The 12,309-nt window shown below is 58.6% G+C and carries 7 protein-coding genes and 1 pseudogene; 4 read left to right on the top strand and 4 right to left on the bottom strand.

The annotated features are described in order from the left end of the window. Positions 1-17: 17 nt before the first annotated feature. The 3 genes from VNV36_RS20215 to recQ form a co-directional block, all read right to left on the bottom strand. Positions 18-1,814, bottom strand: coding sequence for a motility hub landmark protein FimV (locus tag VNV36_RS20215; protein ID WP_325719864.1), 1,797 nt, complete (start codon positions 1,812-1,814; stop codon positions 18-20). 127 nt (positions 1,815-1,941) lie between these two features. Next, positions 1,942-2,376, bottom strand: a complete 435-nt coding sequence (locus VNV36_RS20210) for a MarR family transcriptional regulator (RefSeq protein WP_325719862.1) — start codon at positions 2,374-2,376, stop codon at positions 1,942-1,944. A gap of 132 nt (positions 2,377-2,508) precedes the next feature. Further along, entirely contained in the window at positions 2,509-4,638 is a 2,130-nt protein-coding gene (recQ, locus tag VNV36_RS20205) for a DNA helicase RecQ (RefSeq protein ID WP_325719860.1), read from the bottom strand. A gap of 399 nt (positions 4,639-5,037) precedes the next feature. Here recQ and VNV36_RS20200 point away from each other — a divergent pair, with 399 nt between their 5' ends. The 4 genes and pseudogenes from VNV36_RS20200 to VNV36_RS25935 form a co-directional block, all read left to right on the top strand. Continuing rightward, the gene (locus VNV36_RS20200; RefSeq protein WP_325719858.1) at positions 5,038-5,625 is read left to right on the top strand and encodes a UPF0149 family protein; all 588 of its coding nucleotides are present in this window, start codon (positions 5,038-5,040) and stop codon (positions 5,623-5,625) included. Positions 5,626-5,635: 10 nt separating this feature from the next. Further along, positions 5,636-6,031 carry a YbaN family protein gene (locus VNV36_RS20195; protein ID WP_325719856.1) on the top strand — a complete coding sequence of 132 codons (396 nt, stop codon included), beginning with the start codon at positions 5,636-5,638 and terminating at the stop codon, positions 6,029-6,031. A gap of 117 nt (positions 6,032-6,148) precedes the next feature. After that, the gene (locus VNV36_RS20190) at positions 6,149-8,866 is read left to right on the top strand and encodes an immunoglobulin-like domain-containing protein (protein WP_325719854.1); all 2,718 of its coding nucleotides are present in this window, start codon (positions 6,149-6,151) and stop codon (positions 8,864-8,866) included. 82 nt (positions 8,867-8,948) lie between these two features. Beyond that, positions 8,949-9,023, top strand: a pseudogene (locus VNV36_RS25935) (DUF6124 family protein); the annotation flags it as partial. A 207-nt stretch (positions 9,024-9,230) separates the two neighbouring features. Here the strand turns inward: VNV36_RS25935 and VNV36_RS20185 are convergent. After that, positions 9,231-12,309 (bottom strand): type I secretion C-terminal target domain-containing protein (locus VNV36_RS20185; RefSeq protein WP_325719852.1); only part of this gene is annotated, 3,079 nt, incomplete at its 5' end.

The following is a 12,309-nucleotide window of genomic DNA, read 5'->3' as shown; positions in this document are numbered from 1 at the left end:
GCCAAAACAATCAGATCTCAGCGAATCCCGGCCAATAACGTTCTTGCCGTCTGCTTCAACGGCTCATCCCCTTCCTTGAGCAATTCATTGAGCAGCGCAATCGCGCTGTCGATGTCGCCGTCATCGATACAGGTCTGCGCCTGTTCGAGTTTGCCGGTGGCCTCGGTCTCAGTGAACTCAGGCAGTTGCAAATCCAGAGGCTCCAACACAAGCGATGGCTCCGGATCACCAAACTCGTTGAGAAAATCGTCATCAAGCGGCTGTGCGTCGGGTTCGGGAATCCATTCAAGCTCGGCTTCCTCAGCAGCCGCAACCTGGGGCAGTTCGAAATCGGCGGGCAGCACCGACAGGCTTGTGCCCAGCTCCGGGTCGTCGATCGGCGGTACGGTGGAGTCGGCGCGGCCGTCGTTGAGATCCCAATTTGAATCCATCGACAGCTCGCCCAGATCCAATTCAAAATCATCCTCGGGAGTGCCGGACGTCGATACGAGCGGCGCGGCAACGGTAGCCGCCGTGGCGATGGGCAACTCGGCCGCGTATGGCGTTGCGAATACCGCCGGAGCAGCGCCTGCCAATTTCGGATGGCGAGCGCGCGCTTCAAGCAATTCGTGATCATCGACGCCGAGCGCACGCAAACGGTTTTCCTGCTGTAGGTAGGCGTCGTTGTCACCCTGCCGCCCCAGTACTTCAAGAAGCTGCAAACCAAGATCGATACGCTCGGGTTCCTTGTGCAAGGCATCGCGCAGCAGTCCGGCCGCTTCGCTGAGCCGGCCGTAGGCCAGATAGATTCCTACGGCCTCCAACACGTCGCCGGCACCGGGTTCGTCGCGATGATCGGCGGCCGCGTGCGAACCGGCAGGCTGTGACAGTTCAGGTTCATCGACGTCGTCGGCACTCACCGGCAACAGCGGCATCGGCGTGCCAACTGCTGTCGAATGTCGCTGACGGCGGCGTACTAGCAACGCTGCCAAAACGCCCAGTAGCAATATCAGTCCGCCGAGTAATGGCCAATTCAGGCCATCGTCTGTTGACTCGGCCGGGGCTGAAACAGGGACCGGCGCCGGCGCGACCACCGGCGGTGGCGGTGCTTTCTGCAGTTCGGCCAGACGGACTTGCAAATCTGCGATCTGCTTGTTGCCGTCGGCTATCTGCACGTCCTGTTCTTGCAGCCTGACGTTCTGCTGGTCGATGGTTTTCTGCAATTGCTGGGTCAGCAGCACGCTGGCGGCCAGTTGCTCGGCCTGTGCATCGTTGGCAGGCGCCGCTGGCGTTGGCGGCACGGGCGCGGCAGTGCGTTTGCCTTGGGCAGCCTGGGGCGGCGCGGTAACGGGTTCGACGGTTGGAAATTCCGAGGATTGCGGGCGCGGATCCGGCTCGTCGGTTGCGGGCACGATGCCCGGCGAACCTGGCGGATCGATCAACACCGTATATTCGCGCAGCAGACGGCCACCGGGCTGATCGAGCTGCACGAGGAAACTCAGAAAAGGTTCGTTGACCGGTTTGCCCGACGTCACCCGGATCATCTGCCGGTTGCCCCGCAGGATCGGGGTGAACTTGAGGTCGTTGAGAAAAAACACCCGCTCGACGCCGGCCCGGCCGAATTCATCCGCCGAGGCCAGGCTGGCCGAGAGATCGTTTTGCGTCAACGTGCCGACATCGACCAGGGCGATGTCGGCCTTGAACGGCTGATTCAGGGCTGAGTGGACAGTGATTTCTCCCAGGCCCAGAGCCATCGACCACGTCGAGTAGCTGAATACACCAGCGATCAGCAGCCATTTGGCGCCACCGCGCAACACGTGCCGACTTGCGAGCATGAGCATCCCTTGAATAAGCAAAACCGGTTTCAATGCGTTCGCACATCCGGTACGAACACGATATTGCACAGTAGTTCTTATAGTCGGCTCTGCGCGATCCCTCAAAAAATCATCGCCGTGATGTGCCTCAAGATTTTTCCAGATTGCCCAGAATGTGCGCGTGAACACGCATGCACACCTTCAAATCCGACTCGTCGACGCCTTGAAACAATTCGTGACGCAGTTGCGTGGCAATGGTTTCGATTTGTTCGATCAGTGGCAGAGCCGGTGCACAGAGAACGATTTTTTTCGCCCGACGATCTTCCACCACAGACTGGCGTTGCACCAATCCCTGATTCTCCAGACTATCGAGCAAGCGCGCGAGGGTCGGACCTTCAACGCCGACACTCTGCGCCAGTTCGCGTTGGGTCGGCGCTTCTTCAAAGCGCGCCAGATGCAGCAGCACCAGCCAGCGCGCCTGCGACAGGCCCAGCCCGGCGAGGCGACGATCCAGTTCGGCACGCCAGCCTCGGGACATCTGGGCCAGTTGCATACCAAAGCGATGTTGATCGGTTAACGGCATAAAACACTCACGGTCAGACTGAAAATACGGAAAATCTAATTATTAGTCAGCTAAGCATGGGCCGCAGTTATAGGCAAGAGTCGCTCTGTACTGAATCGTTACTACTGGACGGGGCTTGGCGCATATGTCACTTCACATCTCGAACTCAGACTGCAACGCCGCCCGCACACAATAAAGCACGCCTTCCGGCACACGCCCGGCGAAGAGCTCGGCCACTTCTGCGACGGACGGCAACTCGCCCTCGCCATCGAGAAACGCGTCCTGCACCTCACCCATCAGCTCTTCAGGCAAATCCAGCGCTTGTTCCAGAGACAATTGCTGCTTGCCGATAGCTTCGGCGAGCATGGCGTAGACGTTCTTTTCCGAGCACTGCAACTGCCCGGCGATCTGCAGCGGTGTCATGCCCGCGCGCGCCAGGGTGATCAGCTCGTGGCGCACATCGGCGACCACCTTCGGCGCCTCGGCCACGCCGCCGAGCACTTCGAGGAAGGCTTCGCCGTAGCGTTCCAGTTTGCGCGCGCCGACGCCGCTGACCCGGGCCATTTCCGCCAGCGAGGTCGGCTGGCTGCGCAGCATTTCCAGCAGGGTCGAGTCGGGAAAGATGACGTACGGCGGCACGCCATGTTCTTCGGCGAGCTTGCGACGCAGTGCGCGCAACGCTTCCCACTGTTCACGTTCCTCGCCACGCACCAGTTGGCTGGCCTGGCTCTTGCTGCCGGTTTTGGCGGTGACCTGCGGTTTCAGGTCACGACGCAACTCCAGCGTCACTTCGCCTTTGAGCAGTGGCCGGCAACTGTCATTGAGTCGCAGGCCGCCATACCCTTCATGATCGACATCCGCCAACCCGCGTGCCACCAACTGGCGGAACAGCGAGCGCCATTCGCTCTCGCTCAGCGCCTTGCCAACGCCGTATACGGAAAGATGCTGATGGCCGAAGCTGCGTACCTTTTCGTTGTCCTTGCCCAGCAACACATCGACCAGATGCCCGACGCCATACCGCTGCCCCGTACGAAAAATCGTCGACAAGGCCTGACGCGCAGGCTCGGTGGCGTCCCAAGTCTGCACGCCGTCGACACAGTTGTCGCAATGACCGCACGGCTGGGGCATGTCTTCGTCGAAATAGGCCAGCAGCGCCTGACGCCGGCAACGGGTTTCTTCGCACAGTGAGAGCATGGCGTCGAGCTTGTGCTGCTCCAGACGTTTGTGCCGCTCGTCGCCTTCGGAGTTCTGCAACATCTGCTTGAGCATCACCACGTCTTGCAGACCGTAGGCCATCCACGCATCCGCCGGCAAACCATCTCGGCCACCGCGCCCGGTTTCCTGGTAATACGCCTCAAGGGATTTCGGCAGATCGAGGTGCGCGACAAAGCGCACGTTGGGCTTGTCGATGCCCATGCCGAACGCCACCGTAGCGACCATGATCAGGCCTTCCTCGTTGAGGAAGCGCTTCTGATGATACGCGCGCAAATCGTTGGGCAGACCGGCGTGATACGGCAGCGCCGGGAAGCCCTGTTCGCTGAGAAATGCCGCGACTTCTTCCACCTTCTTGCGCGACAGGCAATAAACGATGCCGGCATCGCTGCGCCTTTCGGCGAGGAACGCCAGCAACTGCTTGCGCGGCTGCTCTTTGGGCACGATGCGGTAAAAGATGTTCGGGCGGTCGAAACTCGACAGGAAGCGCTCGGCGTTCTGCAGGTGCAGCCGGGTGACGATTTCTTCGCGGGTACGTTTATCGGCGGTGGCGGTCAGCGCGATGCGCGGCACGTCGGGGAACATCTCGGCCAACTGACCCAGTTGCAGGTATTCCGGACGGAAGTCATGGCCCCACTGCGATACGCAGTGCGCCTCGTCGATGGCGAACAGAGCAATTTCCAGACTTTGCAGGAACGCCAGCATGCGCGGCTGGACCAGACGCTCGGGCGCCAGATAGAGCATTTTCACTTCGCCGCGCTTGATCCGCACAGCGAGATCGCGTTGCTGCTCGGCGCTCAGTGTGGAGTTCAATGCTGCGGCGGCCACGCCGAGTTCTTCGAGGGTGGCGACCTGATCGTCCATCAACGCGATCAGCGGCGATACCACCACCGCCAGGCCATCACGCAAGAGCGCCGGTACCTGGAAGCACAGGGACTTGCCGCCACCGGTAGGCATCAGCACCAGGGCATCACCGCCACTGGCCACGCGCTCAATGATTGCACCCTGACGGCCACGGAAACTGTCGTAGCCGAAGATGTCCTTGAGGACGCGCTGAGCCTGTTCGAGCATAAAAACTCCAAAAATCTACCGATACATCCCTGCTCAGGCTGGTTCAGAGCAGCCATGGCTGCTTAAACAAAACGTAAGAACACATTGCATGACCAGCGCGACGGGGCAGGGATCGCAAAACGCGGCAGTATACCCGAGGCCTTCGCCGTACAGGGTGCCGCTGATAAGACACTGATAAATCTGCCAGCCCCCCTGTGGGAGCGAGCTTGCTCGCGAACGCGCTGCGTCAGTGGATGCAAAAGTACCTGATAAACAGCCTTCGCGAGCAAGCTCGCTCCCACAGGGTTATTCATCTTTCCAGTAAGTGCGGTAATTCGGGCTAATCTGCCATGCGGCTGGCTTGAGTGCGCAAGAAGGCCTAGAATTCCCGCATTGTTTATTCCCCAAGGTAGCCCCGTAATGTCCTTCGCTGAGCAACTGACCCGCCTGCAAGTCTTCCTCGACGCCGACGAGCTGCACGACGAGGCGCTGGATTACGTCGCCGCCCACGGTTACCTGACCGCCCTGTCGATCTGCTCCGAAGACGTCCCGGAGCGCGAATGGATCGACGCGCTGTTCGCTGAAGAGCCGCATTACAGCAGCGAAGCCCAGCGCGAGGAAATCGAAGCCACCCTGATCGGCCTCAAGGCCCACATCGCTCGCCAACTGGCCTCGGACGAAGAGTTCGAATTGCCGTGTGAGCTGGATCTGGGCGACGAGCCGGACGATTCCGAACTGCGCGGCTGGTGCATCGGCTTCATGGAAGGCGTGTTCCTGCGCGAAGCGGCCTGGTTCGAAACCGCCGAAGAGGAAGTCAGCGAAATGCTCCTGCCGATCATGGTCGGGTCAGGGCTGTTCGACGAACAGCCAGAGTTCGAAGACATCGCCAAGGACGCCAATCTGATGGACGACATGATCGTGCAGATCCCGGAAGCCCTGACCGCGCTGTACCTGCTGTGCCAGGCGCCTGACGAAAAACCGGCGATCCTCAAACCACGTCACCACTAAGTCGCAGCCTATGGACAACCCCATAGGCAACCGCCCCCTGATGTTGCGCTACATTCTGCTGGCCATCGGCTGGCTCAGCGTGGCATTGGGGGTGATCGGCATCTTCCTGCCGATCCTGCCCACCACCCCCTTCCTCCTGCTCGCAGCAGCCTGCTTCGCACGCAGCTCTCCGCGCTTCTATCGCTGGCTGGTCGAACACCCACGCCTGGGACCATGGATTCGCGACTACCTTGAAGGCAACGGCATTCCGCTCAAAGGCAAGGTCTACGCCATCGGCCTGATGTGGGTGAGCATTCTGTTCTCGTGTTACCTGGTGCCGCTGCCGTGGGCGCGAGGGTTCATGCTGACCAGTGCGGTATTGGTGACGGTTTATATTTTGCGGCAGAAAACTTTGCGCAAATCCTGACCGGCATCACGCCGACCGTTCATCGGAAACAATTGCTGACCTGTCAGGTTTGACAGTAGGCACGAGATTGCATTGGTTATCTAATCCTGAGCACCCTCTGATAAAAGGTTCTCAGCCATGACCAGCCAACCTGTGAACGCAGCTGCAGCCAGCGATGAGCAATTTGTAGTTTTTCCACCGGATCACGGGATTGGGGTGCTTGCCGTCTACCCCCCGATACCGATTGGGTACAAAGAGTTAAAAGACAACGTGCTAGGGATCAATATCAACATGGTCCACGGCGATCGAGACGGATTGCTGGCATTCGTCCTCGCGTATTCGAATATGTCCATCGGCGACAGCATCAACGTGTTCCTCGACACCAAAAGCGCTCCGGTCGCCCAACTCAAACTGACCGATGCGCACTTTAAACCTGACGGCTCAGCGAAAAATATCCGGTTTTATATCTCTGCCACAGACATGCAGGCCCGATTTGATCCAATGATCGTGCAAAAAAAAGATCTGTGGGTCGAAGTCGAGCGAATAAGCGGTAACTCCTCAGAGAATTCGCCGTGCGCTCAACTGTTTTACAAATACCCCGCGCCCGGCGAGGCCGACACCGACGGTGGAATGCCTTTCAACCAGGGCCTCAAATTGCCCGTGGCATCGGAAAGTGTCGTTGATCAGACCGTTATCGATGAAGGCATGTCCGTGGTAATACAAGCCTATTACAATCAATCCATTGACGATGTGGTGGTGTTGGCCTTTGGTACGCTAGTATTTCGGCTCACCGTTACCGAACTAGGTGACGTGCTCTTTGAACTCACCCCGAAGGATCTCGCGAGTCTGCAGCCGACTAACAGTCTGGTGGTGCGATGGGAAGTCTTTGATGTAGTGGAAAATGCCAGCGGCTGGTCGGATTCGTTATTGCTTGCATTCAAGCCCGGTGTCACATTATTGCCAGCTCCGATATTCGCACAGGCTGCCAAACAAGTATTGCTTCACGACAAACTTATGGGTGGCCCCGCAAAAATAGTGATCAATACTGAATATAACGCCAACGACGAGTTCAAATTAATACTGGAAGGTTTGACTAAGGTTGGCGAGAAGGTCACACGTACGATTACCGAGACACCGATCGACTCTGGCTCATCACTGGAAATTTTGGTCGGGAATGAGCAAATACGCAATCTAATAGGCGGCTCGGTGCACGCTTTCTATACCCGGACAACAGCCGGCACCAGCAAACCGTCCAAACCAGCCGATGTCATCATTACCGGTACTTCTCAGCCGATTGGTAAGCCCATTGTCACGCCGCTGGTAGAAGGCAGGTTACCGGTAGACACTATCGAAGCAACTGTGCAAATCGCCGATTACTGGCCTCTGAAACAAGGTGCAACCGTCGACTTACACTGGCAAACGACTGATGAGGACGGGATACCAACGCTGTTCATTTTCAGACAAGTCGTTTCAGATGCCGCTCGACCTATCGTCTTCAAGGTGCCGGCCAAATACATTGCGCCCTATGCAAGCACCGAGTTGGTGCTGCAGAACACCATCACCAATCCGGGTGAGCCCCAGATAACCTCCGAGTTGCTGCGCTTGATGTTTGGAGACACATCGCAAATTTTACTGAAGCCACCGTTTCTGGTGCCTCCCACCACCGATCCACTCGATCCCCTGGGAGATCAACCGACGATGCGCGTCGACTTCCAGGCGGCCATTGCCGGGGACAAAGCCAGACTGGTGGAAAAGGACGCAGCAACCTACGCTCCGGGTTTTGCCCTCACGCCATTGAACAAGAACAACCGGGCAAACTTTGTGTTCAGTCCTGAATTTCTAGTCACTCGTCAGGGCCGGACGGTGGAGTTTTTCTGGAACTTGAACCGCGACGGCAAAAAAACTGCTACGTCGGCAACAACGAGGGTAAGCATTCAAGCGATTTCACCGGAGGATAACCGTTTCCCGACGCCTATAATCGCGGGTATAACGGATACAACGCTGAAATTGAAAGACCGCAAACCCGAGGACACACTTGAAGTAAATACATGGATATCTCAACGCGCAGAACACTTTGTATGGCTCACATACGAAGGAGTTGATAATGAAGGAAATACAGTTATCCTCGAACAAATTCCTGGAGAGCAAATCGCCACCGACAAGGGATTTAGCCACCCGATCCCCCTGGTGTGGTTAAAGGGACTCAAACACCTAAGCAAACTGCTGATCACATTTCAGGTGAATGTCTACGGCCAAGCGGATAAAAGCTCGTCAGTGATTTTTCCGAAACGCAGCTACTCGATTGATGCGATACCAGAGCTATGGATCGATCCACAGCCGCTGATACTGTCAGGCTTTTCTGTGAAAACCTCCTACTTCGCCCGCACTGGAGGGGAGTCCGTTGGCAACACCGCGTCCCGATTAGCGACGGGCGGAACCCCGCCTTATAAGTATGAGTCCCAGAATGCCGAGATAGCTTCCGTGACCAGCAACGGCCACGTCACTGGTAATAGAAACGGAAATACGACAATTGTCGTGACGGACAAAATGGAAAACAAGGTTACCTATGAAGTACGGGTGAGCAATATTTGGACGTTGCAGATTAATAACCAGCTCATGTCCAGCGCAACCGCCGTTAACTGGATGTACTCCATAGGTGGACGCTCCATCGTGACGCTTCCATTCGCTTCAGACGTGAGCCGGGTTTACTACGTGCCAGTTCCAAGACCAGCGGAGTTATGGGCTTGCTATAGCTCTTCCGCAGCGACGAATTGGGTGCTGCAACAAAACGGATTTAGCTATGGACTTCGTTACGATGACATCAGGATTGGAGCTTGGTGCATCACTCCGTTTTAAATCCGACCCGCGTATACCTGCCACCTCCATTTCGTATCGCTGCGAAAAGAAGGTGGCTGCGTAGACTCTAGCAGTCTTCACCCTGATCAAACCAACACCCTACCCGCCCGAAACCGACCTCTCATCGCCCTACGGGTCCCTCGACTCAAAAAAACTCATCGCAGCCTTCGGCAGCTCTTATAGAACAAAATTTATCTCGTTGATTTTAAAGATAAATTATTTGCCGATTTATCGGCCTGTTCTCTGCGCGACAGCGCGGCTTCGGAGACGGGGCGGCCCCTCCTACAGGGGTATCTCTCAGACAGATAAAACCCGCCGTCCCGAATCAACCGGGGCGTCGGGTTTTGTTGTTTCAGACCTCAGATCAAACCGTATCTACCTTCAACGAATGATCATTCAACATCCCGCTGATGATCGTCGCCGTGTCATGCCCGCCAGCCACCACCCCACCCGCCCCCGGCGTCACGCCGTAATGATTGGCCAGGTTGACGCCGGCCAGATCAATCGTCTGGTTCGGCGTGGCGCCGGCCATGGCACTGACTTCGATGCTGGTGAGCACCGAGGCGCCGCTGCCACTGACGGTGAAGTGCAGGTAATCGTCGAGCGATGCCATGGTGCCGTTTTCACCTTGCAGCAGTTGCGACAGGTCGAGCTTGTCGGTGCCGCGTGTGAAGTCGGTGATCAGGTCGTGGCCGCTGTTGCCCTTGAGCCACTGGTAGGTGTCCGCCCCTGCCCCGCCCGTCAGCGTATTGTTGCCCATGCCACCGATCAGCAAGTCATCGCCGGCGCCGCCATTGAGGAAGTCGTTGCCCAGGCCGCCGTTGATCACGTTGTTGTTGCCGTCGCCGGTGAGGCTGTCGTTGAAGTTGGAGCCGATCAGGTTTTCGATACCGGTCAGGGTATCGGTGCCGGCAGCGAGGGTGTTTTGCGCGCCGTCCAGGCCGAGGTTGACGGTGACGGCCGCAGTGGCGTGAGCGTAGCTGGCGGTGTCGCTGCCAGTGCCGCCGTCGAGCAGGTCATTGCCCGCGCCGCTGTAGAGCAAATCGTTGCCTGCGCCGCCGTGCATCTCGTTGTTGCCGGAGCCTGCAGTCAGCACGTCATTACCGTCGCCGGCATTGATCACGTTGTTGCCGCTGCCTGCCACCAGCACGTCGTCGCCAGCGGTGCCAGTCAGCGTGTGGCCATCCTGATAACTGATGCTGACATTGGCGGTGTCACTGCCGCCGTGGTTGTCGTTGGCGGTGTAGGTGCCGTGGTAGTCCGGTGCAATGTGCTGGGCGCCGGCGTAGTTGAGGGTCATGGTCAACTGGTAGTTTTCCGCCACATTCGGGTTGCCGTTGCCCGTGGGGTTGGCGATGTTGGTGATGTGGATCTGATAGACACCATCGGCCGACGCGGTCAGCGTTTGCCCATCCGCCAGTGCGATCCAGGCCCCGCCGTTGAGCGAGTACTCCATCCCGACATGACCGGCAGCGAGGTTGTGATCCAGGTTGAGGGTTTCGCCCTGACGCAGATTGACGGTGATGCGGTCCTCGTCATTGGCATTGCTGTGGCTGACGGCGCCGAGGTAACCGCTGACCACCAGCACCGCTGTCATGGTCGCGGCATTGGCGCTGAAGGCGCTGCGCACATTGGCCAGGTTCTGGTTAGCCGAGTTATTGGTCTGCCCGGTAAATCCGATCAGGCCGGTGCCGGTGAAGTCCGCCGCTTTCGAGACCCAACCGGTATTGAAACTGGTGGGCGCGGCGCTGAGGGTGTCGCCGTTCGGATCCGTGTCATTGGCCAGCAGCAACTCGCCCGGTACGACGATGTTGCCCGACAGCACGTTGGTGATGACGTGGTCGTCCATCGCTACCGGAGGCGCATTGGGGATCACTTTTACGGTCAGCGTCGAACTGGCCAGGTCGCCGTCGTTGTCACTGACGGTGAAGCCGATGTTTTCCGTGATCACCACGGCGGTGGTTTTCTGCGAGGTGTAGCTGTATTCACCGGTGTCGAGGTTGACCACCAGGGTGCCGCTGTTATTGGTGGCGATGCTGACGGTGTTGTTCACGGTGTTGAAGGTGCCGTGGTTGGCGCCACCGCTGGCAGTCAGCGAACCCTGGCCGCTGAGGGCTTTCGGATCGTAGGTGTAGGTGGTGCCGTCGACCACGATGGATTTGATGAACCCGCCATCGGCGCCGAACGAACCGCCCTCGCCCAGCAGCGAACCAGTGACCGGCGCGCCCTGCACGGTGCCGGACAATACCGAGTTGAGCTGGTTGAGATCGGTCACCACTACTGCGTTGGTGTTGCTGTGATTGATGCCGTCATAGGCCAGCGGATCGAGGTAGGCGTTGCTTACGCCGTTGCCCAGGCCGATCGCGTAGTTCTTGATGTTGTTGGCGTCGAGGAAGTTTTTCAGCGCGGCCTCGTCGGCGCTGCCGATATCGCCTTCGTTGGGCTTGCCGTCGGAGAAAAAGTAGCCAACATTCTGCGCCCCGGTGAGTTTGCCCGAGGTGTTGAAAGCGTTGTACATGGTCGCCACGGCAGCGTCGTAGTTGGTACCGCCGCCAGCGGTGAGGCCAGCCAGCAGGGTCTTGGCGGTCGCCACATCCACCCACACCGTGGTGCGGTCGGCGGCATTGCTGCTGAATGTCACCAGCTGCACTTTTACATCGCCCAGATCGTCGTACTTGTCGAGCAAGGCGCCGATCGCCTGCTTGGCCAGCGCCAGCCGCGACAGGCCCGGTACACCGGAGGCGTCGGCCATGCTGCCGGAGATATCGAGAACGATGAGGACGTTGGAATCGATCTCCACCGCTGTCACCGAACGATCCGAGGCGACGGCTTTCGGCACGTCGTCGACGATGTTCACCACGAGGGTGCTGGTGGTGCTGTTGCCCAGCGCATCCGTGGCTTTGTAGGTGAACGTTTCGCTCAGGGTGTTCGGCCCGTCGTTGGCATTCGGTGCGGTTTTCGCTGCCGAGGTCAGCGTGTAGGTGTAGGTGCCGTCGGCGTTGAGCAACAGTTGCCCGTAGCTGCCGGTGGCGTTGCCGACCAGCGTGTAAGTGATCGCGCCACTGCCGCCACTGACCGAACCGACCAGCGTGCCGCTCGCGGTTTCGCCGCTGTTGCCCGGTTCGCTGCCGGTGACTGCGCCGGCAGCCAGATCGGCGCCATCCTTGCTCAGGTCGAGGGCTTTTTCGTAGACGGTCACGTCGGTGTCGCTGACGGCTTTCAGGCAGCTGTTATAGACGTCGATGGTGATCGTGGTGGTGCTCTCGTCACCATCGGCATCGCGCACGGTGTAGGTGAACACATCCACCGCGCCCGGGCCGTTCACTACGTTGGGATTGCTGTGATAAACGGCGTTGCCGTTGGCGTCGAGCGTCAGGTAGCCGTAGGTGCCGTTGATCTGTGAATTGAGACCGCCGATGGCCGAGGTCGAGGTGTCGGCACCG

It is taken from the genome of Pseudomonas sp., assembly GCF_035554175.1.
In the GTDB taxonomy this organism is placed as follows: domain Bacteria; phylum Pseudomonadota; class Gammaproteobacteria; order Pseudomonadales; family Pseudomonadaceae; genus Aquipseudomonas.
Note: the sequence above shows the minus strand (reverse complement) of the source record. Positions and strands in the feature narration are given on the sequence as shown.